Source organism: Raoultella sp. (assembly GCF_039594335.1).
Classification (GTDB): Bacteria; Pseudomonadota; Gammaproteobacteria; order Enterobacterales; family Enterobacteriaceae; genus Klebsiella.
Genome location: NZ_JBCNNS010000023.1, coordinates 1 through 23,159 on the forward strand (window position 1 = coordinate 1; position 23,159 = coordinate 23,159).

At 51.9% G+C, this 23,159-nt stretch carries 24 protein-coding genes and 4 pseudogenes; 9 read left to right on the top strand and 19 right to left on the bottom strand.

The window, feature by feature from the left end:
- Positions 1–106 precede the first annotated feature (106 nt).
- Genes ACZAHD_RS06000 through ACZAHD_RS06015 form a run of 4 tightly spaced genes read right to left on the bottom strand, consistent with a single transcriptional unit; the run spans position 107 to position 3,077 of the window.
- Positions 107–892: an amino acid ABC transporter ATP-binding protein gene (locus ACZAHD_RS06000; protein WP_032432532.1), complete on the bottom strand. Its 786-nt coding sequence runs from the start codon at positions 890–892 to the stop codon at positions 107–109.
- 31 nt (positions 893–923) lie between these two features.
- Positions 924–1,565 (bottom strand): amino acid ABC transporter permease, encoded by a 642-nt coding sequence (locus ACZAHD_RS06005; protein WP_462455964.1) that lies wholly within the window; start codon positions 1,563–1,565, stop codon positions 924–926.
- Positions 1,562–2,209 (bottom strand): amino acid ABC transporter permease, encoded by a 648-nt coding sequence (locus tag ACZAHD_RS06010; RefSeq protein WP_462455965.1) that lies wholly within the window; start codon positions 2,207–2,209, stop codon positions 1,562–1,564. Before ACZAHD_RS06010 ends, ACZAHD_RS06005 begins: the two co-directional genes overlap by 4 nt.
- Before the next feature lie 22 nt (positions 2,210–2,231).
- The gene (locus ACZAHD_RS06015) at positions 2,232–3,077 is read right to left on the bottom strand and encodes a transporter substrate-binding domain-containing protein (protein ID WP_462455966.1); all 846 of its coding nucleotides are present in this window, start codon (positions 3,075–3,077) and stop codon (positions 2,232–2,234) included.
- A 311-nt stretch (positions 3,078–3,388) separates the two neighbouring features.
- On the opposite strand from ACZAHD_RS06015, the gene ACZAHD_RS06020 reads away from it, so the two are divergent.
- From ACZAHD_RS06020 to ACZAHD_RS06035, 4 genes and pseudogenes are all read left to right on the top strand, one after another.
- Complete coding sequence (locus ACZAHD_RS06020; protein WP_462455967.1) at positions 3,389–3,592, top strand: hypothetical protein; 204 nt, start codon at positions 3,389–3,391, stop codon at positions 3,590–3,592.
- A gap of 157 nt (positions 3,593–3,749) precedes the next feature.
- A complete protein-coding gene (locus ACZAHD_RS06025; RefSeq protein ID WP_462455968.1) occupies positions 3,750–4,235 on the top strand; it encodes a GNAT family N-acetyltransferase in 486 nt (161 codons plus the stop codon).
- 186 nt (positions 4,236–4,421) lie between these two features.
- A pseudogene (locus ACZAHD_RS06030) lies at positions 4,422–4,589 on the top strand (cysteine hydrolase); the annotation flags it as partial.
- Positions 4,576–4,797 (top strand): hypothetical protein, encoded by a 222-nt coding sequence (locus ACZAHD_RS06035; protein WP_462455969.1) that lies wholly within the window; start codon positions 4,576–4,578, stop codon positions 4,795–4,797. The pseudogene ACZAHD_RS06030 and the gene ACZAHD_RS06035, both read left to right, overlap by 14 nt.
- Positions 4,798–5,080: 283 nt before the next feature.
- Here the strand turns inward: ACZAHD_RS06035 and ACZAHD_RS06040 are convergent, their stop codons facing one another.
- From ACZAHD_RS06040 to ACZAHD_RS06065, 6 genes are all read right to left on the bottom strand, one after another.
- Positions 5,081–5,689, bottom strand: a complete 609-nt coding sequence (locus ACZAHD_RS06040) for a DUF2913 family protein (protein ID WP_462455970.1) — start codon at positions 5,687–5,689, stop codon at positions 5,081–5,083.
- 129 nt (positions 5,690–5,818) lie between these two features.
- Entirely contained in the window at positions 5,819–6,196 is a 378-nt protein-coding gene (locus ACZAHD_RS06045; protein ID WP_462455971.1) for a CidA/LrgA family protein, read from the bottom strand.
- Between the two features lie 223 nt (positions 6,197–6,419).
- On the bottom strand, positions 6,420–6,773 hold the full coding sequence (locus ACZAHD_RS06050; protein ID WP_462455972.1) for a helix-turn-helix domain-containing protein: 354 nt from the start codon (positions 6,771–6,773) through the stop codon (positions 6,420–6,422).
- A gap of 17 nt (positions 6,774–6,790) precedes the next feature.
- Entirely contained in the window at positions 6,791–7,504 is a 714-nt protein-coding gene (locus ACZAHD_RS06055; protein ID WP_462455973.1) for a CidB/LrgB family autolysis modulator, read from the bottom strand.
- Positions 7,505–7,605: 101 nt separating this feature from the next.
- The gene (locus ACZAHD_RS06060; RefSeq protein WP_462455974.1) at positions 7,606–8,835 is read right to left on the bottom strand and encodes an MFS transporter; all 1,230 of its coding nucleotides are present in this window, start codon (positions 8,833–8,835) and stop codon (positions 7,606–7,608) included.
- Positions 8,836–8,931: 96 nt separating this feature from the next.
- The gene (locus tag ACZAHD_RS06065; RefSeq protein WP_462455975.1) at positions 8,932–9,282 is read right to left on the bottom strand and encodes a helix-turn-helix transcriptional regulator; all 351 of its coding nucleotides are present in this window, start codon (positions 9,280–9,282) and stop codon (positions 8,932–8,934) included.
- Between the two features lie 345 nt (positions 9,283–9,627).
- Here ACZAHD_RS06065 and ACZAHD_RS06070 point away from each other — a divergent pair.
- Positions 9,628–9,980 (top strand): annotated as a pseudogene (locus ACZAHD_RS06070) (hypothetical protein); the annotation flags it as partial.
- Positions 9,981–10,134: 154 nt separating this feature from the next.
- On the opposite strand, the gene ACZAHD_RS06075 reads toward ACZAHD_RS06070, so the two are convergent.
- Positions 10,135–10,977, bottom strand: a complete 843-nt coding sequence (locus tag ACZAHD_RS06075; RefSeq protein WP_462455976.1) for an undecaprenyl-diphosphate phosphatase — start codon at positions 10,975–10,977, stop codon at positions 10,135–10,137.
- Positions 10,978–11,313: 336 nt separating this feature from the next.
- Between ACZAHD_RS06075 and ACZAHD_RS06080 the strand changes: the two are divergent.
- A pseudogene (locus ACZAHD_RS06080) lies at positions 11,314–11,471 on the top strand (hypothetical protein); the annotation flags it as partial.
- Between the two features lie 46 nt (positions 11,472–11,517).
- On the opposite strand, the gene ACZAHD_RS06085 reads toward ACZAHD_RS06080, so the two are convergent.
- From ACZAHD_RS06085 to ACZAHD_RS06100, 4 genes are all read right to left on the bottom strand, one after another.
- Complete coding sequence (locus ACZAHD_RS06085) at positions 11,518–12,378, bottom strand: ABC transporter permease (RefSeq protein ID WP_462455977.1); 861 nt, start codon at positions 12,376–12,378, stop codon at positions 11,518–11,520.
- Positions 12,375–13,208, bottom strand: coding sequence for an ABC transporter permease (locus ACZAHD_RS06090; RefSeq protein WP_462455978.1), 834 nt, complete (start codon positions 13,206–13,208; stop codon positions 12,375–12,377). The genes ACZAHD_RS06085 and ACZAHD_RS06090 overlap by 4 nt, the downstream gene beginning before the upstream one ends.
- Before the next feature lie 68 nt (positions 13,209–13,276).
- Positions 13,277–14,416 carry an ABC transporter substrate-binding protein gene (locus ACZAHD_RS06095; RefSeq protein ID WP_462455979.1) on the bottom strand — a complete coding sequence of 380 codons (1,140 nt, stop codon included), beginning with the start codon at positions 14,414–14,416 and terminating at the stop codon, positions 13,277–13,279.
- Between the two features lie 38 nt (positions 14,417–14,454).
- Positions 14,455–15,495 carry an ABC transporter ATP-binding protein gene (locus tag ACZAHD_RS06100; protein ID WP_462455980.1) on the bottom strand — a complete coding sequence of 347 codons (1,041 nt, stop codon included), beginning with the start codon at positions 15,493–15,495 and terminating at the stop codon, positions 14,455–14,457.
- A 162-nt stretch (positions 15,496–15,657) separates the two neighbouring features.
- Here ACZAHD_RS06100 and ACZAHD_RS06105 point away from each other — a divergent pair, with 162 nt between their 5' ends.
- From ACZAHD_RS06105 to ACZAHD_RS06115, 3 genes are read left to right on the top strand one after another with little or no spacing between them, the layout of a single operon-like run.
- Positions 15,658–16,428, top strand: coding sequence for an MBL fold metallo-hydrolase (locus tag ACZAHD_RS06105; protein ID WP_462455981.1), 771 nt, complete (start codon positions 15,658–15,660; stop codon positions 16,426–16,428).
- The gene (locus tag ACZAHD_RS06110; protein ID WP_462455982.1) at positions 16,425–17,444 is read left to right on the top strand and encodes a LacI family DNA-binding transcriptional regulator; all 1,020 of its coding nucleotides are present in this window, start codon (positions 16,425–16,427) and stop codon (positions 17,442–17,444) included. The genes ACZAHD_RS06105 and ACZAHD_RS06110 overlap by 4 nt, the downstream gene beginning before the upstream one ends.
- Before the next feature lie 9 nt (positions 17,445–17,453).
- Positions 17,454–18,218 (top strand): inositol monophosphatase family protein, encoded by a 765-nt coding sequence (locus ACZAHD_RS06115; RefSeq protein ID WP_462455983.1) that lies wholly within the window; start codon positions 17,454–17,456, stop codon positions 18,216–18,218.
- Between the two features lie 210 nt (positions 18,219–18,428).
- On the opposite strand, the pseudogene ACZAHD_RS06120 reads toward ACZAHD_RS06115, so the two are convergent.
- The 4 genes and pseudogenes from ACZAHD_RS06120 to ACZAHD_RS06135 all read right to left on the bottom strand — a co-directional run.
- Positions 18,429–19,406: pseudogene (locus ACZAHD_RS06120) on the bottom strand (aminotransferase-like domain-containing protein); the annotation flags it as partial.
- 216 nt (positions 19,407–19,622) lie between these two features.
- Complete coding sequence (locus ACZAHD_RS06125) at positions 19,623–20,681, bottom strand: sigma 54-interacting transcriptional regulator (protein WP_462455984.1); 1,059 nt, start codon at positions 20,679–20,681, stop codon at positions 19,623–19,625.
- 29 nt (positions 20,682–20,710) lie between these two features.
- Positions 20,711–22,318 carry a sigma-54 interaction domain-containing protein gene (locus ACZAHD_RS06130; RefSeq protein WP_462455985.1) on the bottom strand — a complete coding sequence of 536 codons (1,608 nt, stop codon included), beginning with the start codon at positions 22,316–22,318 and terminating at the stop codon, positions 20,711–20,713.
- Positions 22,319–22,528: 210 nt separating this feature from the next.
- Positions 22,529–23,149: a Fe-only nitrogenase accessory AnfO family protein gene (locus tag ACZAHD_RS06135; RefSeq protein WP_462455986.1), complete on the bottom strand. Its 621-nt coding sequence runs from the start codon at positions 23,147–23,149 to the stop codon at positions 22,529–22,531.
- Positions 23,150–23,159 lie beyond the last annotated feature (10 nt).

Below are 23,159 nucleotides of genomic sequence, written 5' to 3' on the forward strand. Positions count from 1 at the left end.
CGATCGACGCCGCCATTCGCTAACTTTCCATATTCTGCAAGCTGCGCCAACAGTTGGTTCAGCCAATCCTCATCCAGCTGTCGGGCAACCCGTAAGCCTGTTTCCATCATGGTAGTTTCTCCAGTTCTTCGGGTTGCAGAGGCCGACGAAACAGCGGCGCGAGAAAGCTCCGCAGGCGCTCGCTTTTCGGCTGTGTAAAAATCTGTCGCGGCGTGCCGCTTTCAATAATGTTGCCGTCGGCCATAAACACCAGCCGTGACGAGATATGGGCCGCAAACGCCATCTCATGGGTGACCATCACCATGGTCATCCCCTGCCCGGCCAGATCCCGGATAACGTCCAGCACCTCTTCAACACGTTCGGGATCGAGCGCCGAGGTGGGCTCGTCGAGCAGCAATAACTCCGGATTCAGCGCCAGTGCGCGGGCAATACCCACTCGTTGTTGCTGGCCGCCGGAGAGTCGCACAGGCCAGTCATTCGCTTTTTGCGCCATCCCGACACGGCTGAGGGCAGCCATCGCGGCCGTTTTTGCCGCCTGGCGGGACATTTTTTTCCCCAGTACCAGCGGCGCGGCGACATTTTCCTGCACCGTCATGTGCGGCCAGAGATTGAACTGCTGGAACACCATCGAGAGCGGTTTGCGCACATCGGCTATGAGGCTGGCGCTGTCGGCATGCGCGAGGCCACGCTGCGTGCCGGAATAGCCGAGCAGTTGTCCTTTAATCAGCACGTCCCCTTTGTCGTAGGCTTCCAGAAAATTCATGCAGCGTAGCGCGGTGGTTTTCCCGGAGCCCGACGGGCCAATCAGCGTGACTATCTCACCGTGATCGACGCGTAAATTGATGTCGTTCAGTACCACATGGTTTGCGAATGACTTGCCTACATGGCGCATTTCGAGCACCGGCACAGCAGTATTATTCACGTTATTCTCCGGTCCGTAGTAGGTGGCTCAATGTTTTTATGCTTATACTCACTCCCTGCGCCAGCAGCCAGTAGCTGGCGATCAGCAAGGTATAAGGCAAGATATAGCTGTAGGTGTTAGCAACGATCTGACTCGTCGTCATGGTCAGTTCCGGTACGGTAATGATCGATGCGACAGCGCTCTCTTTGATAGTCAGAATGAACTGGTTGCCCAACAGCGGTAGCGCAAAACGAACGGCCTGCGGTGTCTGGATATGCCAGAAACAGCGGATCGTAGAGATATTGTTTGCCAGCGCCGCCTCTCGCTGTCCCGGTGGGATGTTGTTCCACGCGGCGCGAAAAATTTCGCTGAAATAGGCCGCGCTATACAGCATCAACGACAGCAGCGTAGCTTCAACGGCGCTCAGCATGATGCCGATGGACGGCAGGCCAAAGTAGATAACGGCCAGCTGTGCCAGAAACGGCGTGCCGCGGATCACCCACACGTAAGTACGCCACAGACGAAAGGCCAGACCACGTCTGCCGCAGAGTCCGTTTAAGGCAAACCCCAACAGCATGCCGCCGCACGCGGCGCAGAGACTTATCCACAACGTCACTCCCAAGGCCTGAATGTAGGCTGGTAGGTATTGTGCGAGTTCAGTCATCGTTGTTCCCTCTGCCAGTGGCGTTCTGCCTGACGGCCCAACAGGGCCAGCAGGCTGGTCAGCAGTAGATAGACCAGCGCCACGGCCAGATAGACCTGCAGCGGCTGGTACGTTGATGACGCCAGTTGCTGACCCACGCGCATCAAATCTGTCAGCGCGATAACCGACACCACGGCGGAGGCTTTGATCACATCAATCAGCTCGGAAATCAGTGACGGTAGGGTAGTACGGACAACCTGAGGTACCTGAATGCGCCATAAAATCTGCCGCGGGCTAAGCCCGCAAATCGCGGCGGCTTCCAGTTGACCTGGGGTGATACTGGCGAAACCACTTTTCAGGATTTGCGATTGATAGGCCGCCGTGTTCAGCGTTAATGCCAGCGTGGCGGCCGCAAAGCCAGGAATGTCGATCCCCAATTGTGACGGCAAATAAAAACAGAGCAGCAACTGAGCCAGAACCGGAGTACCGCGAAACAGACTGACCCATCCATGGGCCGTCATGCGGTAAATCCGTAACGGACTTGTCGACATTCGCCATACGCCAATACCCACCAGAAAGCCGGCGACCATCGCTGTCAGGCAGAGCACTGCGGTGGTGAGTGCTCCTTGCATCAGCATCGGCAGCCAGTGGATAAAGCTCGTCATGAAATCCGTCATCGTTTTCCACTCACAGCGCCGGTGCAGGCATTTCTGTTGCCGGAACGGTCATCGTAAAGCCGAACCATTTCTGCTGCAGCGCCTTCATGGTGCCGTCGCGATTGGCTTCAATGATTCCGTCAGCGACCAGTTTCACCAGAGAGGCGCTGTCGGCATCTTTACGCCCTACCCAGCCAAAGAAGGTCTGTGGCCCTATCATTTCCGGGAGTGTGGCAAAAACGCCCGGTCGAGTTTTAATCAGCGGCCCCAGGTTCGAGAGCGACTGGGCGACACCATCAAGACGGTGAGATGCCAGATCGGCATAGGCTTCATCAAACGCGACATACTGTTTGATCTCTTTGATGCCCGGTTTGCCGCTGGCGCGTAGTGCCTGGTCGAACGATTGCAGCACCTGTAGCTGACCGGAACCGGCCTGCGAGCCCACCACTTTGCCGCTCAGGTCAGCCGGCGTTTTAATCGCGCTGTCCTCTGCTCTTTTGAGCAGTGCAACGGTAGATTCCGCCACCGGAGCGGTAAAGCTGAAGCGTTCAATACGCTGTTTATTGACGGTGACGGCGGTAACCACGAAGTCGAATTTTTTCGCATCAAGCCCTGGCAGGATGCCCTGGAAAGGCAGATCCAACTGTTTCACTTTCACGCCTGGCAGTGATTTGGCAAAGATGTGGTTCATCAGGTCAACGTCGTAACCGACGATTTTGCCGTTATCAACATACTCAAAGGGGGCGTATCGTGCTTCCGTGGCAACGGTGATCTCTTTTGCTTCTTTAATTCTTTCAAGCAGATCGGCACTGAAAGCCGTTGAGCAAAAAAGGCAGGTGGAGATAAGTACTGGTAGAGAAAAACGATTTAGCTTCATGGCATGCTCCAATAAAGATATATGAATTACATGAAAGTAACTTGAATTCAATGAAAGCATGAAGCATGCCAATGACGTTAAAATCAGTCATTAAACTGTTATCACTATGAAAAATAATATTTATTTTATGATGAAGTGCAGAAGGTACTGGGTGCTGGTTTTTTGGGGTTGGGGATAGGAATGGTGATCATGCACACAAATAGTGCTCTTTTGGTTGAAAATAGTGCAATCGCGACAGCCGTGTTGCCTTCCTGAATTCAACTCCGCGCTTGTCGTTAATTTGTCCCTGAAGAGACAGTGAGGAGCGATGGATGACTCTGTTCCCGCTGCCTTTCAGCTTCACTTATCTCGCCAGATCCTGGAGCGAACGCGAGCATATTTTAAGCGACTGCCAGCAGAACAATCCCGCCAGCGCACGTGAATATACCGTCGAACACATACTCGCCGCAGGGTTAACTCGACAAGCTTATATTCTCAGTCGTGGCTACCTGCAACGTAATGATTATAAAAATTAGCCTATCTGAACCTCAGCAGATCCCACGTCTGGTACCGTGTGGACAAGAGACTGAGATGGATGTCCGAGAGGAGCGAACATGATACCCTCGGGAAAGTCTGGAAACAGTGTTGTTCCATCACCCGTTTTAGGTTGATGCTTTCCTTATCAGGTGCTTTATGTTGGTCACACTCATCCTGCAGGGTATAACCATGATAACAGTTGAGAAATCAGATCCATTTTCTTCAGAATCCCATCGCTTAATCGAAATGCTGTCAGCAGAACTTGCCGCTATTACTGGTGATAACGGCAAAAGCAATTTCACCGTTGAAGCAATGAGTGATGACAAAGCTTTATGGGCATTAGCCAAGAATTCTCATGGCAAAGCTATAGGATGCGGTGCTATACGACCATTAACGCAAAATATAGCCGAGCTTAAAAGAATGTTTTCAGACCGAAGTGTGTCAGGGGTTGGCAATGCTTTACTGACTTTTCTTGAAAAATCTGCAAAAGTGATGGGATATACCGAACTTAGACTGGAAACCCGACATATCAACTATCGGGCTGTAAATTTCTACGAGAAAAATGGTTATATCCGTATTGAAAATTACGGCCCATACATAGGTAGGGCAGAAGCTGTCTGTTTCTCAAAGGCATTGCGCTGATTGTATTAATCGGATCTGACGTCCGTGCCTGGCACCGGGCAGACAAACTCACTGAGGTATAGGTCTGTTGTGAGCGAGAAGCGGAAGCCGAAACACTTTCCTTTTCGCGGTCAGCATATGACAAAAGGCCATACACTACGCAGGTGATATATTTATTGAAAGCGATATCCTGTGTGGGCACTACCTGCTGCGCAGGCGCTGGGATTCAGGACCGTGCTGATGTCAGATGCGCACACCACGATGGATAACGAACATTTGTCAGCAAAGGAAATCATTGGGCATCACAATGCGACGCCTGGCGGGCCGTTTGTGACACTCTCTCCTGCCGCTAACTGGAGCGTTGCGTCTAACTAACGCGTTTGAGCTGAATGAACCGCCGCAGATCAACCACGCCTGGCTGGCGCCGGGATGCGTGTATGGCGATCGCAAGATCCATCTGGACCTGCGTGATACCGGGCAACAGCGCAGTGTTAAACGAGTCTGGCGGCTGATTAAGCGTGCCGCAATAAAGGCCCTACCCGAACAGCCAGTTAAATTCAGGCATTCCTCCTGCAGCACCTGAATGATTCTACGCCACAGAGGCAACCGGCTATTTAATGTTCTCATTATCATTGAGTTGCAGTGATCAGCAGCTGATGCTGATCGCTACAACCAGACTACCGGAGAAAATCTGAGGCCAAAGGAGCTACAGACTCTAAAGTCACTTTTAAAGAATTTTATTCTTAGCGTCATTGATAATTTGTCACATATTTAAGATGAAAAGAATTAATACTCTAGCGCCAATATTCTAATGATAGTAACCAGCTGTGTGACGACAAAAATACGAACGCGCCATCATTGGTGAATTAATTTTCAATGGTAAAGTAAGACTGATTTTTTGAATGCCTTTTTATAGTTAGACCTTCGATTTTGAATGCATTGCATAATATGTCCGCATCACCTGTAGAAAGAATATCCATTGACCTCCTCATATCACCATCATCTGAAAAACACTCAACCAAATCAATTCCCAGGATAAAAATTGCCGGTGCTGCAGTATTTATGTCCACATGCTTAACCGTTGTCCAGTTTCGTTGTTTCAGGGTGATATCTGACCACCCCTGGCATTTAAGTATCCGGATAACGCGTGTTAATCGTGAGAGTGGAGAATCATCCTTTGGCCTGATAATACTGGTTTTCCAAAGCGTTTCTAAACGTTGACCTAGCCTTGCTGATGGTCCCAGATCTCTGCTAAGTTGTATAAGGTAGTCAATGTCTTTTGAAATAGTCAGAGGGAAACGTCTTTGTTTTTTAGCGGTAACAAGCCAGTTTTGCAGAAACATATGCTCCATTAGTGGTGAGAGGGTCTTTCCATCAATGCGAGACAGATGAAGCGCTATAAGCGCACACCATAAAAAATGCTCCATGTCGGCAAGTTTTTTTTGATTAGTTATGTCAGGCATAGAATTTTTCATAACACCTCCGGTGCTTAGTAATTAAATTTATCTGACAAGTCCTGTTAGCCGTACAATGTGTTTTTTATGCCCTCGCCTGAAAATTAAGCAATTGACTGAGGATATATTTAATTATACGCGGCATATCTCTTATGACTTCCCTTTAGTATCATGTTTATTATGCACGAGATGAGAAGTGTAACTCACCACAACCATCACTATAATGGTACTTCCCAGACAGGAAACAAAAATCAGACCAAACTGCGCTCGCAGTAAACCCGTATATTGTATAACTCCTGCGCCAATTGGAACAAATAACAATGCCATATAACGAACAAGAAGAGTACACCCCGGATTAACCCACCTCTCAGGGATTATTTGAAATGAAAGAAGAACGAACAAAATAATCAACCCCAGAATACTTTCCGGAATAACCACTGGCAATACCGGTGCTATAAATATACCCAGGTAGAGACAGACATAAATTATGACGAATGCACGTATATATTTCACAATGGTGATAGGCATGGTATATTCCTCACCTGTTCTAAGTGACATGGTTACATGTTAAAATGACTCTTAGCTCACAATACTAATGATAACCCTACCAGTGATGATTAAAAATAAAAACATATTCTATATACCCACAACCAACTATACTTAATGAGTATAAAATGCATTTTTTTACAACCATATATGTAGGCATAATTACATACTCTGTTATATATCAATAATAATGCTGTGTACTGACCTAATGCAAACAGTCTGCTGTATGTTTTCTGCTCTCTTTACGCCAGGCTCCAGGCGCCAGCCCAAAGGTACGAGAGAATACGCGAGTAAACGTTTGCCGGGAATCATACCCGCAAGTCAAGGCAATATCGTAGATACAAGCATCAGTGTTGGTTAACTGAAGAGCTGCAAGCTCCATTTTTCTTCTTCTGATATAACTTGCCAGGTTTTCCCCTTTGTAATGAAGAAATAACCTCTGGATGTGCCATTTTGAATAACCTGAATGATTTGAGATGTCTTCAATACATAGTTTTCTATGTAAATTCTCATTAATCCATTCAACAACAGTGTCGATAACCGATGCAGAAATATGCATAAATAATAACCTCTGTATTATTTATTCAGTAACCAGGGGACGAGAAGCATGACTATTTTGAAAACATAGGGTGCAAGCACGGCGGTTATGATTCCACATAGCACCAGGGCCACGGAACTAAATGCGGCTTCTTCTGCGTCAATTTCTGCGCAGCGGGAAGTGCCCAACGCATGACTTGCAGATCCCATTGACAGTCCCCGTGCTATCTTGTGATTGATGTGCACAATGTTCAGATACACATGGCCAAGTACAGCCCCCAAAATACCAACCAGAATTACACATACTGCAGTGATAGCAGGGATACCTCCGATAGCGCTACTTGCAGCCATTGCAATGGGCGTTGTCACTGATTTAGGCAAGATGGTCGCGGCCATTTGAGGCGTAGCTCCCATTTCTAAAGCTATAATGCTGCCTGAAAACATTGCTGTAAGGCTACCTAGCGTGCAGATGGAGAGCAACGATTTCCATTTTGCACGGAGCTGAAGCAATTGCTCATAAAGAGGAAAAGCCAGTGCCACAACTGCTGGCTGCAACAGAGAGTTGAGTGAAGAAGCACCCTGGAAATAGTTCGCATAAGAAATGTGCCCTAATTCCAGGATAACAATTATGAGAATCAGCGTAATGAGGAGTGGATTGAATAAAGGGTTTTTTATTTTATTCATTGCCAGCCAGCGCGCTGAAAAGAATATACATAAAGTTAACGGCAGGGACCAGCAGATATTAAAAATCATTTATTTTCCACCTCGAATCAGACATCAACAGGTTCTCACGCTCACTACTCTCATGGTCATTTCTGTATACATAACTCGATTTATAACTGATTCAGTTAAATTCAGATGCCCCAAGGAATATAAGAGTCATCCTCAGTGTTCGCAGGATACTTCACTGTTAGTGAGAAGATGATAGAGATAATGGCTAAAACGAAGATGACCCAGAAAGTTGACTGGAAACCACCGAAGACCGAAGCAATCACGGACCCCAGGAAAGATCCAATCCCAAAACCCAGATAAATTACGCCATAATTCTTAGTAACGTTATTAAGACCAAAGAACTCAGCCACCAGGGATGGAAAGGTGGTAAGGTGGCCACCAAAATTGAACGCGACACACCCCAGAGCAAAGAAGAAACTATATTCACTCAGATGGAAGAAATTAAGCAGAATCATACCTACCAGGAGGATTATCTGACCAAAGGTGACAATTCGTATGATGCGTATGCTATCGGACATTATGCCCATCACAAGACGACCAACCAAGTTGGCGACAGCAACAACCGTTACCGCATTGGCAGCCGTCACTCCGTCGAGATGAGCGATGCTTTGTGCAATATCTTTTGCCACACCAATAATGTACAACCCTCCCATCATTGCGGTTCCAAACATTAGACATAACATCCAGAATTGCACCGTACAAACAGCTTCACGCAGAGTATATTCTTTTTGGATCGCACCACTGGCAACTTTCACGTTTTGATATGGCGCATCTGTCATCAATAGCCCACCAATAACGCAAATGACCGCAGCAATAACTCCCCAGTACAGTAATGCGGTATGTAATGTGTTATTGGCAAGCAGATCCATATTAATGAATTTGAAGGCTAACGATCCCACCCCATAACAACCGATGGATAAAGCGGAAATAAGTCCTTTTCGTTCCGGGAACCATCGAATACAGTTGGTCAGCGTAAGTAAGTAGCCAATACCATCGGCCAGTCCTACCAGTACACCACCAAAAATCCACAACATTGTCAGATTATGCGAGATCCCCGTCAGTCCTAAACCCACTAACAGTGCGACACCAGAAAATATGGTAAGCAATTTAACACCAAATTTATCCTGTAACCTCCCCGCAAAACTGGATGCAAAAGCCAGGCACAGACACAGGATGCCAAAAGTGAAAGCTACATTTGGAACAGTAGTGTGGAGCTGTGTTGCAAAATGGCTATTAAATAAACTCCAGGTATATACCGAACCCAACGCGAACTGAGCAAGAAGAGTGCCTACGAAAGTCAACCAGCGAGTAATAGGTTGAGATGTTTGCCGTAAATCTTTTTTATGGATCATAATGATACCTGTCAATGGGTTTCTACTGGGGAATTGTTATTTGTCAATTCCTATATCATTCAGATTTCCCTTAGAGAAGGACGATTACTGAATGGGTCAGGTTCGTGATTTAAGACGATATTGGCGTGGAGTTAAATGATAATGCTGTCGAAATGACCTACAGAAGGCTGATTGCTGTCTGTAACCGAGATACATTGCGATCTCCGTAATTGAGCTATTTGTTTCTGTTAGTAAATCACTGGCAATAGCCATTTTACGATTCTTTATATATACACCTGGAGACATACCAGTAACTTCTTTGAAACTTTTTTGAAAGTGCCACTGGGAGTATCCTGTTTTTTCTTCCAGGACTCGAAGTGTTAGCTCTTCTGCTAAATTAAACTCTATCCACTCCAGTATATCTTGAATGGTTAAACGCATAAGACAGGAAGAAGTTTTATCTTTCATTTAAATGCCTTAATTAATATAAATTTTTCGTTATAGAAGGCTGGCAGACTAAAAACAACAGGGCAATCATACTCTATTCAGTACATTCTAAAATGTGAATATTTAGAATACATAACATTCCATTACGGAATGTTCTTTAACGGTTACACATACCGGGTCGAAGGAGGATATCTGGCTGGGAAACGGCGTTTACAGGAGGGGCATCTCCGAGAGAAACGGTTGCTTCGGAAGGTTTGCAGCAGACTGGCATTGTTAAGCTGATGGCTTGACACCTCAGGACATTCAGACATTCCGAAGAATACTTATGAAAACGTCTATTGCGCAGATCGGCCACGTTCAGGCAATGTGGAATGGCTGACGGATAATGGTTAGGCTTACAAGTCCATAAAACGAGGGCATTCGCCCGAATGCCAGGGATTGAGCCGTGCACGACAGCGGTACGCGACCCGGAAAACAACGGTATCGCAAAATCGTTCGTGAAGACGATTAAACGTGATGACAGCGATCTCATGCCAAAACCGGACAGTTAAGTGGCGGTGATGAATCTGACGCTGGCGTTCAGTAATGACCATGAACATCCCACACACAGCACGCTGGGGTATCGCTCACCACGGGATTATCAAACTCTGCCAGTCACCGCGATTCATCGACTTTACGCTGAAGGGGCGTTGACTCAACACGCGCATCTCAGCCACTGACACCGATAAGCGCCTGTGACTTCACGGCATTGCCGCGTGATTCGGCCTATGGCCTCTCCTTTCGGGAACAACGTAAGCGCGGTTCCCGAAAGGGGAAGGCTTTGTCCTGCGACGCGCATTATTTAGGGTATATTACGCGCCACTACGATAAGGATTACCCTATCCAAAGAACGGCGCAGGCGGCAAGAAGACAGTAGCCGCCAAAAAGGTGCCACTTGTCATGTTCAAGCCAGCCTGCTAGCCAGCGAAGCGCCACTAAACCGGCGATAAAACTGAATACCATACCCAGTAAACTCGGCAGAATGATGGATAAAACGGTCGGTGAGACATCATGGAGTGCGGCACCGGCATGGAAAGCGCGCGCCACCTCTTTAACAATGACAATAGGTGTCAGCACAACCGCCAGCGCAAAGCTAAATTCTTCTGCGGTTTTTCGGGCAACGCCTACGGATAATGCAGTAGAAATTGTCGCGCCGGAACGGGATAACCCGCGAAAAGGCAGACAAAGTCCCTGAACCATCCCCACAATGACGGACTGGATTAAAGAGAGACTTTTGCTGTGACTTTCTTTTATTCGTGACGAGATAATGATGAGAATACCTGAAACGACAAGCCCGGAAGCAATCAGTTTACTGTTGCTGAACAGTGATTCAATTTCGAAATTTGGTGTATTGCCAGAGAAATAAACCTTGATGATATGTTGCAAGGTTAATCCTACGATCCCCGTCATCATGGTGGCAATAATGATGCGCAGAGCATAATGTTTAAACGCCGCGCCAGAGCTAAAATAAGTTACACACCAGGATTTCCAGAAATGAACGATAACGGCAAACATAGTCCCCGTGTGCAGCATAACCAACAGCAATGTCATGTCTGGTGCACTTGGGTTAAGCCCCAGAATTTTTTCCGCCATAATAACATGTGCCGAGCTGGAAACGGGCAACAGCTCAGCCAGTCCCTGAATGACTGCCAAAATCAATATGTTCAAAAAGGTCATATTTTCTCCGGGTGATGGATTCCCATGTTGAATACCAAGACAAAGCATCAGGTCATGAATCCATTCAGTCCCCTGCGTGAATATAATCCTTAGCGGTTACATCTTTAATCGTTATATACAGCATCGGGTTGAAGAAAGCGTTTCGTTTAACCTTCGTTTGACTTTACCCAAGAACCGTTGGGAGAGGTGGATTTTCGCATCCCGTTTTCAGCCGTCCGTGTTCTCAGACACAAGACCTGACCTCTGACATATCAGGCGGTCAAGGTCTTCACGCACCACGCCGCTTGCGGCTTCACAGGCTTCACGCCCGATGAACTTAACTACTTTCTGGACGTCATCGGCGCACAGGTGACGGCTATCCATACCGCGCCATGGGCTCCTACGATAATGCCTACTGTGCGACGCTGCGCCGCCAGGCCAAAGTGCTGACCTCTCTCCACCACGGTGAAGTTATTATGTGGCCTCAGCCGGAACAGATTAGCTATCCATACTGATGCGTTGAGTACGCCCGTTCGGCTATTGAGAGCAGGCCCTTCCTCCTCACCCTTTGCCCAGCTTCGACAACATCTCCGGGCGCATAAACTTATGGATGACCAGCATAAACAGCAGCGACGGTACCAACAGAATCAGGGCGGTAATGGACGACACCTGATAGTTCCCCGACATACTGGCGTTGTACAGCAGCAGCGGCAGCGTGCTGATGTCCGGTGCGCCGACGAAAAATGTGCCGGTAAATTCATCCAGCGATTCGAGGAAGACAAAAATACTGGCGGCAATAATGCCCGGCGAAGCCTGCGGCAGCACAATATGCCAGAAGGTGTACATCGGCCCGGCACCGAGGTTACGCGACGCCCTCGCCAGCAACGGGTCTACGGCGGAAAAGGCCGCCACGCAGATCCATACCGAGTACATCAGGCCGTGCATGCTATGCACCAGCACCACTCCCGCTACCGTACCGTTTAACCCCCACTGATAAAAAAGCCGGGCGATATTCATGTACACTGTCAGGTTCGGAAACGCCTGCGGAATCAAAAACAGCAGCATGAACAGCACCCGCAGCGGCATCCCTCGCCGTGACAGCGCATAACCTGCCGGCACCGAAATCAACAGACACACCCCCACCGACAGCACCGCGATCAGCACGCTGGTGAGGAGTGAACCGGAAACATCACTGTAGGGACTGAACACTTGATACCAGTATTTCAGCCCCCACTGGCTGGGCAGCGCATGGGGGAAAAACCAGCTCTCCGCCACCGTCCAGATGAGTAAGTTCAGCAGCGGGCCAAACATCGCCAGCAGCATAAAAACCAACAGCAGCGTCTGGAGCAGCAGACTGGCGCTCAATTTTCGACGCCCTTTCGCCAGCCACGTCTCCGGCAAAGCCATACTGACCTCTTTCATAAGTCTCCTCCCTTCTGTTGCAGACTGTGACGCAGGTAGAACCACGACAGTGCACCACAAATCAGCAGTGACACCACACCCAGCGCATTGGCCACCGCGTAGTCGCCATATGAATTGACACGAAACGCCATGTCCACGGTCATCATCGTCGGCGTGCCGACACCGATCATCAGCGGTACGGAAAGAACCGACATCATGGTCACGGTAGAGATCACCAACGCCACGCCGATAGCAGGCAGCACCTGCGGCAGAATAATGTCGAACAGAATACGCGGACGCGAGGCCCCGAGATTGCGAGCGGCCAGAATTTGCGACGACTCCAACGCCGCCATCGCGCCGCAGATAAGCAGCGTGGCGAACGCCAGTTGTTTCCAGACAAAGGTAATGATGATCCCTTTCCAGCCCAGCCAGGAGACAGTCTCCATCGGCGTAAACAGATCGGTGGCCACCAGCGCATTGTTCATCAGGCCGTTTTTGGCCAGGAAGGTCCGCATCATCTGCGCTGCCACAACAAAGGGGATAAACAGCGGCAGACGGTACAAGAACCCCAGCATATGCACAATCGGCCGACAGGGTGACAAGGTGATCACCGCCGAGAGCGTAATGGACATCGCGGCCAGCAGCGCCACGGAGGTCAGCACAATCACCACCGTAAAGGCAATATCGCTGGAATAGAGGGCATAAACCTTAGCGAAATGGGCCAGAGTCAACTGCCGCACATCGCTGGTAAACGCGACAATCAGCGAAAACCCGAGCGGGTACAAAAAGAGCACGGCGATCATCAGCGCGGCAGGCGCGACCAGTAACAGATATTTCAACGAACGGCGCATAGCAAACCTGACATCAGAAAAAGAAACGCTCAGGGCGACGTCATGCCGCGCCTGAGCCTTAGCGATAATTAGTTGGCGACTTGGCTTTCATAGCCTTCTTTTATGTCGTCAAAGTAAGGGGTTATCGGGAAGCTTTTGCCATAGTCCGCCAGCGCTTTCGGGGAGATTTCCGCGAACAGCTTCTGCCAGGTTGCCGGATCCAGCTTCGGCTTCACGTGCTCCGCATCGATGCCTGGGTACCAGTTAAACTGTTTCACGATCCCCTGCGCCTGCACGTCCGGGCTGGTTGCCAGCTCGATAAACTCACGCGCCAGCTGTGGGTTTGCCGCCTTCGCCGGGGTCACGTAGTACATCGGCTGTCCCGGCATACCCGGCGACAGCAGCGCCAGCTTGATAGACGGCGGCAGCTTGCCCTGATCTTTCCAGCTGTAGAACATATCCACCCATACCGGCCCCATGGTGATCTCGCCGCGGCTGAGCATATCGAGCGTACCGGCATTGCCTGGCGTGAAGGTCACATTCTTATTGAAGGCCTTTAGCTTCTCGTATGCCTGGCTCCAGTTTTTCTCCACGCCTTTGTCGTAAGGCAGCGCAGACAGACGCCGGGCATCCGTACCATAAGCGTACATCCAGCCCACCACAAAGCTCACGCCGGACATGCCGTTTTTGATGCCGTTATAGCCGAAAGCCTGCGGGTTTTTCTGCACCCAACTCACCAGTTCATCGTAAGACGCCGGGGGCGTTTTGATGGCTTCGCTGTTCCACGCGATAGCGGTCTGGCTTAAGAACATCGGCATCACGTAGCCGTCGACGTTCACGCCGAGGGCATTTTTAGCGTTATCCGCGCTCACCATGCTGCCGGTGCTAATCTGCTGGCGATATTTCTCCAGCAGCCCCTTCTCCACCAACTCGCCACCGGCTTTCTGGTGAACGACCGCCACATCAATATCCCAGGTCTTCGCGCCACTCTCTTTTTGCGCACTCAGTTTCTCGATGATTTTATTCGAGCCGGCATCCCCAGGACCGGTACCCACCACCTGCACTTTTACCCCCGGATGCGCCGCTTCAAACTTCGGCCCCAGCCAGGTTTTCACGTAATCCACCATATTCTGATCGCCTGCTGTGGCAACGTTCAGAATGGTGTCGGCCTGTGCGCCGTAGCTCAGAAACAATGCAGTCACTACCGCAGCTTTCGTTTGAGTAAACATGGTCTATCCCCAAAATGAACACAATGAAGTCAACTTGCTTAAGACGATGGAAAAATATGTAACGCGGCGGCTGGAACGTGCAGTCGGACGGATGACTGTGCGGGCCAGTTCTGGGTTGAGTCCGCCAGTAATACGCGGTCACGGCAGCGCACGCTGTGGCGGTATAAACTGCCAATAAAAGCACTTTGTTCGACCACCCCATTCAAGGTTAAGCCCTCGTCAGGCGCGTGGGCGGTTAACGCACTGAGCACCGTATCGGCGCTGCGAAAATAAAAAGTACGATCGCGAAAATCGTCAGCGGAACATTTCCCTGGCGCGCGCAGGGAAATATCCTGAGCGGCGAAGAGCTCGTTGGCAGATATTTTATTGTCCGCCCCCATAAAATCTGCAACAAATGGCGTTGCGGGACGCTGATAAATATCTTCCGGCGTGCCTATTTGCTCGATGTGGCCATTATTTAACACCGCAATGCGGTCGGCCATAACCAGCGCTTCCTGCTGATCGTGGGTCACAATTAATGAGGTAAAGCCGAGACGTTTTTGCAAGGTTTTAATTTCATGACGCACGTTGAGACGCACTTTTGCATCGAGATTCGACAAGGGTTCATCCAGCACCAGCACGTCCGGCGCAATGGCCAGCGCCCGCGCCAGAGCAACACGTTGGCGCTGCCCGCCGGAAAGCTCCGTCACCTTCACATCCGCCAGACCGGTCAAATTGACGATGCTGAGCAGTTCCGTGACGCGGTGGTCAATATCGTCACGACGCCATTTGCGCAGTTTCAGCCCATAGCCAATATTGCGCGCCACCGTCAGATGCGGCCACAGCGCGTAGCTTTGAAATACCATTGTAATATTGCGCTGCTCCGGAGCACTGTGGGTAATATCGCGATGGGCAACGGTAATCTCCCCGGTGTTTACCGGAATAAAACCGCAAAGTGCATTGAGAAGCGTTGTTTTTCCGCAGCCGGACGGCCCCAACAGGGCAATCATCTCGCCTTTCTCGACATGCAAATCGATATTATGCAACACAACCTTTTCGCCATAGCTAATTTTAAGCCCGGCAATCTGTAAATAACTCATATTCATTACCCAAAAATCGCTGCGTTGACTGTTTTTACTGCAATGAACACGTGTTCATTCGAATGTAAAAAAAATGCAATGTTGACTCGACATTATGTGAGCCTACTTTGTCGGGTATTTGTGACAATTTAATTAAGCGTCAAACATTTTTGGTGAGGGAAAATGAAAATAGATGTGCTTGGGTGCGGCAGCGCCTTCTCCCGCGAACAAAATACCTCTGCGCTACGGATAATCGATGAGGCGAACCGACAATGGTTAATTGACTGCGGCCCCACCATTCCCCGGGCCTTGTGGCAGCGCGGGGGAGACGTCAATGATATCGACGCCGTCTATTTTACCCACGTTCACCCGGATCACTGTACCGGGCTGACGGCGCTGCTGAACTACTGGCACAGCTTCTCGCGCCAGAAAGCGGTGATTATTTACAGTCAACCGCAGCAGCGCCCCGTACTGATGCAACTGGCAGCGCTCGCCCACTGGCCGCAGACCACGTTGTGTTTTGATCTCGACTGGCGCGACACCTCCGACGCATGGACGTGGCACGACTGGCATATTCAGACCGCCGAAACCCGGCATGAGCTCACCAACCGCGCCATTCGTATCACCCAGGGCAAGCAGACGCTGTTTTACAGTGGTGACGGTCGCCCAACGCCGGCGTCGGTGGCGCTTATGGATGGCGCCGGTCTCGCTTTCCAGGAGTGTGCGTCACTGACGCCGCTCAGCAATGACGCGTCACACGGCGATTTCCCCTCCTGCCTGGCGCTGTTTCAGCAACTGAATCTCCCGGCACTGGGGCTCTATCACTGTAACGATGCGATACTGCCTGACCTTCAGCGCGCTTGCCAGCCGTGGAACGGGTTGTTCGTCAGCCATGACGGTCTTGAATGGACGCTCAATCCCCTCGAGATTTCCACTGAGGAACGCCCGGCATGAATTCAGTCCCCCGTAAACAGAGCGTCACCGCGCAGGATGTAGCCCGCCGGGCGGGCGTCTCACGGGCGGTGGTCTCGCGCGCACTGAGCAACAACGGCAGTATCTCTCCCGACACCCGGGAGCGAGTCCTGCGCGCGGCGGAGGAGCTTGGTTATCAGGTTAACTTTCTCGCGCAAGGACTCAATCGCCGCCGCAGCCATCTGATTGGCGTGATTGTCTCACGCATCAGCGACCCGTTTCGCAGCAGCTTGCTGGATGCCCTGCTGAGCGAGATCCAGCGCTGTGGTTTTCAGGCGCTGGTGAGTGAAATTCGCAGCGAAAAAGACCTTGCCCGCACGCTGCGCCGTTTTTCCCAGTTCCGTGTGTCCGGGGTGATCGTTACCTCAGGTCAGCCACCGGAATCGCTGGTAAATGAGTGCGTATCGCAACAGATCCCAGTGGTGGGCATCAACCGCCAACCGGATATCCCCTTTGTGGATTACGTCAGCTCAGACAACGTCTACGGTGCAACACTCGCAGCCGGGCAATTGGCGCGCAACGGCTGCCGTCGTTTCGGCTGGCTTAATACCGCGCACTCCACCTGGGCCGGGCGAATGCGCGGCGATGCCTTTTACCAGGCGCTACAGACCTTCGGTGTTGACACCGCCCACAATCTGCAGGCGATTATCGCGCCCACCGAAGGCTATGACGGTGGGTTTCAGGCCGCTGTCGGAGCCGATGAGACCCTTGATGGCATCTTCTGCGCCAATGCGCAGCTCGCCTGCGGTTTTCTTGACGGGATGCGCCAGCGCGGCAGGCACGCCCCAGACGATTTTCAGCTCATTGGTTTTGACAATACGCCACAAACGGCGCAATACAGTTATCAGCTCACCACCCTGCATCAGGACGTTGAGGAGATTTCCCGTCAGGCATTAACCCGCCTGCTGGAACGCGCTGACGATCCGTTACAGCCCTCGCGAACCACCTGGGTGGATGTGCAACTCATTTCCCGGCGCACGTCGCCATTATCTCAATAAGAGCAGGCCATGACGGAAGAACAGCAGCAATCATTATGTATATTGATTCGCCAGTTGGGCGCAGAAGCGCAGGCATTACGTAATGCCGGACTACAAGTGGACAAAAAAGCCCGCCAGGATTTTGTCTCACACGCCGATTTGTATGTGGAAAAAGAGATCAAACGCTGGCTGAACGCCCACTGCCCGCAGGATGGCTTTCTCGGGGAAGAGAGCGGTCTGCAGGCCGGTAAGCACGGCACCTGGGTGCTGGACCCTATCGACGGGACGACCAACTATATTCAGGGGATGGATTACTGGTGCATCTCACTGGCTTACGTTCGCGAGAACACCACGGAGCTGGGGATGATTTACGCCCCGGATCGGAATGAGTTTTTCTTTGCCCGCCGTGGCGCAGGGACGTTTCTTAACGATCGGCGTCTGACGCTACGCGAGCCGGATCCGGAAACGGTGGTTATCGGTATGGGGCGCTCAAGTCGCGCGCCGGTCGAACACTATACCCGTACCCTGGCCTGCGTGCTCAATGCCGGCATGGAGTATCGCCGCTTTGGTGCCGGGGCGCTGATGCTCGCCCACGTTGCCACCGGGCAGGTGCATGCCTATTACGAAGAGCACATGAACAGCTGGGACGCGCTGGCGGGGATGTTGATCATTGTCGAAGCGGGCGGAGGCAGTAATGCGTTTCTCGCCGATAATGGCCTGTTAAACGGCAATCTGGTGCTGGCCGGATGTGTCGATGTGGTGGCGCGTCTTTCCGCCCTGCTGGGGAACCCCTAATCGTTCGTGCCATGAGCCAATAAAAAGCCTGCTCGCAGCAGGTTTTTTATTGGCTCACCTTTGCGCTTGTTTCGGCGTTCGCCTCCTGTAAGCCTCCCGCTAAAACGCCCCCTTCACGTTTAGTGATATTCCGATATCCTGATCCAACCAATAATTTCCTATCCGCCACGTTCAGAAGGTGCATTACCTGGCCTCTGGAAATATCCGCTGTCAATATCCCCTGAGCAATTCATGGCATAAAAGACCGAGTTGTTCCACTGCATTCAAAAGCTGGCGGGTGGGTTCATTCGCGCAGTTCAACCGCAGGTAGTTTTGCAGTTCTGCCGCCCCCGGCGAAAAAAGCGGTCCCGGACTGACCCCAATCCCAAGGGCGAGTGCGCGACGATGGACCTCCAGCGCATCTATCCCGGACGGGAGTGTTACCCAAATCAGAAAACCGGCTGCTGGCGCGGCAACGCGCGTGCCCGGCGGGAAGCTTGTTTCAACCTTTGCGATGATAGCCCGGAGGCCTTCCGCAATCCGCCGCTTCAGGTACCGCAGATGTCAGTCATAATCACCACTGGCCAGGATCTCGTTCGCCGCGGCTTCAATCAGCGGTGCGCCTGCCCACTCCCCCGCCATGCGGGCCTGCAATACCGTTGAGTGATAGCGTCCGGCCACAATCCAGCCAATTCTCCAGCCCGGCGCCAGGGTTTTAGACAGTGAGCTGCAGTAAATGACATTTCCGCATCTGTCGAAGGCTTTACACGCTGGCGGACGCTGCGCGCCACCGGCCAGATCGCCATACACGTCGTCCTCAATTAAAGGAATGTCCTGACTGGCAAGCAGGGTCACCAGATCCCGCTTGCGTTCAACAGTCATGCTGGCACCCAACGGATTTTGCACCGTGGGTGAAGCCAGAACGGCGGCAGGTCGGTGGCGCAGAATCGCGTCTTCAAGGGGCGCCAGCAATAAACCTTCAACAGGGTCAGTGGGAATCTGTAATGCCTTCAGCCCCAGATCCTCCAGTAGCAGGAGCGTGCCAAAGTAGGCGGGCTGCTCAATCGCCACGACATCGCCTGGCCGGCACATGGCGTGGAGCGCCAGACGTAGCGCCTGTGTTGCACCTGCGGTAATGATCAGGTCATCCGCGCCAAAAAGGCCCCCCCACTGTGCAGCGCGTGCGGCAATCTTTCGGCGCAGATCGGCTCCCCTCTCTGAGACCGTGGCACGCAAGCGGCCTGCACGCCTTATGTCGGCGATAAAGACAAACTCATCTTCTTGCCTGAAAATCTCGGGAAGTAAACGAACCGCTCTGTCGGGAGAGTTACCATCGTATCAGGCCCACAGTCCAATACATTGTGGAACAGACCGTTGCTATAGTTCAGGGTGTTAAGGACAGCGCCTGCGATTGCGCGCGACTCTTTAGAATTTTCGTACTTCGATGTTGAGTTTCTGCAATGCGTAATAGAGCTGGCGCGGCGTGATATTTAATAGCCGTGCCGCTTTCGCTTTCACCCACCCACTCTTTTCCAGTGCGGCGATAAAGCGGTGGCGAATGTCATCGTCCACATCGCTGCCGCTGACGGATACCGCAAGCGGCAGCTGAACATGAGGCGGTGCGGCACAAGGGTCCCACAGTGCCGGCGCAGACGCAGTGCTTTTGCGCCGTTTGGTATAGTGATCAATACGCAAATTCAGCTGCTTACGCAGGCATACGCTGTGAATGCAGGGCAACTGTTCAATCAGATCGTCTTTGCGGTGCAGAACCGCATATTCAAGGCAGTTTTCCAGATCGCGCAAATTATCAGGCCACTGGCAGATATACAGCGGCGCCAACGCATCGGGCGTCATGATCACGTGGGTGTGATTACGGCAATTAAATCGGCTAAAAAAGTCGTCCACCAGTGCCACGATATCTTCCCGGCGATCGCGCATCGGTGGTAAGACAATGTTCGCGACATGTAGCCGATAGTAAAGTTCGGGCAGAAATTCCCCCTCCGCCACCTGTTGTTCAAGGTTGACCTCGCTGGCACAGACCAGGCGGGTATCTCCGCAGTGCGGCATGTTATCGATAGGTGAGGTAAAACTTTTCTGTTGTAGTATCTGCAATAGCAGCTGTTGCAGGCGCAACGAGAAATGGCCAATCTCGCTTAAGAACAAGGTGCCTTTTGCCGCGCGCGCCAGCGCTCCTGGGCCTTGCGTTGCCCGGGACACATCCCCCAGCAGCAAAAACAGAACCTCTTCATCGCTCACATGGTCGCAGCCTAATTTCACAAACGGCCCCTCCCGCCAGGGCGAACCGTGATGCAGCGCGTGGGCGATGGTGTCTTTGCCGGTCCCTGACTCACCGCGTAATAACACCGGCGTCTGCACAGAGGCATATTGCTGCACGCGAAGCACCACCTGCTGCATGGCTGGCGAGTGGGCGATGATTGGCCGCGGTGCATGGCGCAGCGCTGGCCGCTCGGGGGTCTCGATCATGGCAGTTTTACTTCGCGTCATCGTCTGACTCAGCCCCGAAACTGCTTATAGTTTACCTGGTATTTTTCCAGCCGCAGTCCCAGCGCCCGGCGCGTCATGTTCAGGTGCGCCGCCGCACGGGAGACATTGCCCTGAAAGGTGGTCAGCGTTTCAATAATCAGGTCATGCTCGACACGGGCGAGACGCGCCTCCAGCCCGCCATGTTCAATCACGTGGTCAATGATAGGTTGTAAGCTAATCGGCAAATGCCAGGTGTTAATGATGCCTTCATCGGCCAGCAGCACTGCCCGCTCCATCACATTTTCCAGTTCACGCACGTTCCCAGGCCAGTCGTAATTGAGCAGCATATTGAGTGCCGGCGTGGCAATCGTGGGAATGTCGACACCCTGCTCGTGTGCAAAGCGTGCGTTGAAGTGGTCGGCGAGGATAAAAATGTCGTTGCCCCGCTCCCGTAGCGGCGGGATGGTAATGGGAAAGACGTTGAGTCGATAGTAGAGGTCTTCACGAAAGGTCCCCTTTTGCACCATTTCACTCAGGTCCCTATGGGTCGCAGCCAGAATACGGACGTTGACCCGCAACGTGTCATTGCTCCCTACCCGTTCAAAGCTGCGCTCCTGAATCACCCGCAGTAGCTTTGACTGGGCCGAAGGTGACAACTCCCCCACCTCATCAAGAAAAATGGTCCCTCCGTCGGCCTCTTCAAAACGCCCGGCGCGGCGCGAAATCGCCCCGGTAAACGCCCCCTTCTCGTGGCCAAACAACTCACTTTCAATGACGCTTTCCGGCAGCGAGGCGCAGTTGAATTTGATAAAGGGCCCACTCGCACAGTGACTATTCTGGTGAATGGCGGTCGCCACCCGTTCTTTGCCGACGCCACTTTCGCCCAATATCAGCACCGTGGTCCGGGCGTGGCTGACTTTTTCAATAAGCTGGTAAATCGACTGCATGGCGCGGGAGTTACCAATAATATTGGCGGGCTTGAACTTGTCAGTACTTAAACGCATCGCCGCGCTTTGCGCCTGTAACACTTTCTGATGGGCTCGCTCCAGCAGATGAAGTTCCACCGCCTGCGCAATAATGGCGGCAATCACCCGCAGCACTTCAAGATCGAGAAAACGCAGTTGCACGTTGTTGTAAACCCGCTCGATCCCGATGGTACCCATCACTTTTAGCCCACGAATAATCGGCACGCAGATAAACGAATGCTGGCCGTCACGGTGTTTATCCCAGCTTCCGGTGCGGTTAAGAAATAACGGGTCGTCGGCGATATGCGGCACGATGATCGGCTGTCGGGTTTCGATTACCCGCCCGGTGATGCCTTCGCCCGGAGAATAGACCCCTTTTTTGACCTCTTCCGGGGAGAGGCCGTAACTTTCATGAATGAAAATCTGATCGCAACTGGCGTCATAGAGGGTGATCATGGCACGGATCACCTGCATATGTTTTTGCATCAGCTCCAGCACCAGCTTAAGCGTGCGTGACAGCTCTCCTTCGACGCTGACCACTTTGCTGACCTCAGACAGCAGCGGCATCAGTTCCGAACGGCACTCCCCCAATCGACAGCTAAATGAAAGCGGTTCTGCCAGCAGCGCAGGCAATATGCCCGTCGCGGCCAGGTTTCGTTTCTCACGGTGCATCGCAGGTCTCCCGATCAATCAACATTCAGGTTCTGGGCGAGCCGCCGCGGGCGTGTGCCGCGGCGGTTAATCGAGCGGTGCAAAATCAGCGCCAGCCGTTATTGTTAAAAAACAAATTTAACTTTTTGAATTTATTTAATTTTAATTAAAAATACAGACTTATCCGACAAACAATGTACGACCATGAACAGGTTTGTCGGCTTTCCCACATTAGCCCACGGCGGCAGCGGTAACCGGTGTGACGATCACCCGCAGTACACCGTCAACGGCCGGCATCACCTGGTAACGCAGCCGGGTGGGATCCAGCGAGGAGAACCATTTCGGCAGATGATCGCAGGTGATCTCAAGGCGCGTGAACTGGCACTGTTCAAATAAAGGCATCAGTACGCGCTTTGAGGTGTGCGCCCCGCCGCCGCACAGCGCCTTGATCAGATCAACCCGGAACTGCCCTTCCGTTTCCCCCGGTTCGATAAAGACCTCGGGGTACAATAGCCGCGGTTCTGTCGCAGGAGGGATCTGTGCCGCAATACGATCAAGCGCATCCAGCGGGCGCCCGATACATTTCCACATCGTCAGCCCTTTACCATCGATCCACGCCAGCAGCGCGCCGTGGATATCCCGGGCGACAAAATGGCGGCACTCGGGCAACTGTGTCAGCAGCGACAGGGTATGCTCACGGATCTCCGCCAGCGACATTTCTGGCGTCAAAGCAAACGGAAACTGCTGGCAGACGCGCCATTGCTGTACCTCGCGGGTAAACAACAGCACCGTTCCGGACTGACCCAGCGGTGCGATCTGCCCCATATCGTCAACAAAAACGGCTATTTTCATGACGCCCTCT

What these genes read in the sequence shown, in the direction of transcription:
- ACZAHD_RS06000 (WP_032432532.1), bottom strand. Translation starts at nt 892, where the DNA reads ATGCGCCATGTAGGCAAGTCATTCGCAAACCATGTGGTACTGAACGAC.
- ACZAHD_RS06005 (WP_462455964.1), bottom strand. Translation starts at nt 1,565, where the DNA reads ATGACTGAACTCGCACAATACCTACCAGCCTACATTCAGGCCTTGGGA.
- ACZAHD_RS06010 (WP_462455965.1), bottom strand. Translation starts at nt 2,209, where the DNA reads ATGACGAGCTTTATCCACTGGCTGCCGATGCTGATGCAAGGAGCACTC.
- ACZAHD_RS06015 (WP_462455966.1), bottom strand. Translation starts at nt 3,077, where the DNA reads ATGAAGCTAAATCGTTTTTCTCTACCAGTACTTATCTCCACCTGCCTT.
- ACZAHD_RS06020 (WP_462455967.1), top strand. Translation starts at nt 3,389, where the DNA reads ATGACTCTGTTCCCGCTGCCTTTCAGCTTCACTTATCTCGCCAGATCC.
- ACZAHD_RS06025 (WP_462455968.1), top strand. Translation starts at nt 3,750, where the DNA reads ATGTTGGTCACACTCATCCTGCAGGGTATAACCATGATAACAGTTGAG.
- ACZAHD_RS06040 (WP_462455970.1), bottom strand. Translation starts at nt 5,689, where the DNA reads ATGAAAAATTCTATGCCTGACATAACTAATCAAAAAAAACTTGCCGAC.
- ACZAHD_RS06045 (WP_462455971.1), bottom strand. Translation starts at nt 6,196, where the DNA reads ATGCCTATCACCATTGTGAAATATATACGTGCATTCGTCATAATTTAT.
- ACZAHD_RS06050 (WP_462455972.1), bottom strand. Translation starts at nt 6,773, where the DNA reads ATGCATATTTCTGCATCGGTTATCGACACTGTTGTTGAATGGATTAAT.
- ACZAHD_RS06055 (WP_462455973.1), bottom strand. Translation starts at nt 7,504, where the DNA reads ATGATTTTTAATATCTGCTGGTCCCTGCCGTTAACTTTATGTATATTC.
- ACZAHD_RS06060 (WP_462455974.1), bottom strand. Translation starts at nt 8,835, where the DNA reads ATGATCCATAAAAAAGATTTACGGCAAACATCTCAACCTATTACTCGC.
- ACZAHD_RS06065 (WP_462455975.1), bottom strand. Translation starts at nt 9,282, where the DNA reads ATGAAAGATAAAACTTCTTCCTGTCTTATGCGTTTAACCATTCAAGAT.
- ACZAHD_RS06075 (WP_462455976.1), bottom strand. Translation starts at nt 10,977, where the DNA reads ATGACCTTTTTGAACATATTGATTTTGGCAGTCATTCAGGGACTGGCT.
- ACZAHD_RS06085 (WP_462455977.1), bottom strand. Translation starts at nt 12,378, where the DNA reads ATGAAAGAGGTCAGTATGGCTTTGCCGGAGACGTGGCTGGCGAAAGGG.
- ACZAHD_RS06090 (WP_462455978.1), bottom strand. Translation starts at nt 13,208, where the DNA reads ATGCGCCGTTCGTTGAAATATCTGTTACTGGTCGCGCCTGCCGCGCTG.
- ACZAHD_RS06095 (WP_462455979.1), bottom strand. Translation starts at nt 14,416, where the DNA reads ATGTTTACTCAAACGAAAGCTGCGGTAGTGACTGCATTGTTTCTGAGC.
- ACZAHD_RS06100 (WP_462455980.1), bottom strand. Translation starts at nt 15,495, where the DNA reads ATGAGTTATTTACAGATTGCCGGGCTTAAAATTAGCTATGGCGAAAAG.
- ACZAHD_RS06105 (WP_462455981.1), top strand. Translation starts at nt 15,658, where the DNA reads ATGAAAATAGATGTGCTTGGGTGCGGCAGCGCCTTCTCCCGCGAACAA.
- ACZAHD_RS06110 (WP_462455982.1), top strand. Translation starts at nt 16,425, where the DNA reads ATGAATTCAGTCCCCCGTAAACAGAGCGTCACCGCGCAGGATGTAGCC.
- ACZAHD_RS06115 (WP_462455983.1), top strand. Translation starts at nt 17,454, where the DNA reads ATGACGGAAGAACAGCAGCAATCATTATGTATATTGATTCGCCAGTTG.
- ACZAHD_RS06125 (WP_462455984.1), bottom strand. Translation starts at nt 20,681, where the DNA reads ATGATCGAGACCCCCGAGCGGCCAGCGCTGCGCCATGCACCGCGGCCA.
- ACZAHD_RS06130 (WP_462455985.1), bottom strand. Translation starts at nt 22,318, where the DNA reads ATGCACCGTGAGAAACGAAACCTGGCCGCGACGGGCATATTGCCTGCG.
- ACZAHD_RS06135 (WP_462455986.1), bottom strand. Translation starts at nt 23,149, where the DNA reads ATGAAAATAGCCGTTTTTGTTGACGATATGGGGCAGATCGCACCGCTG.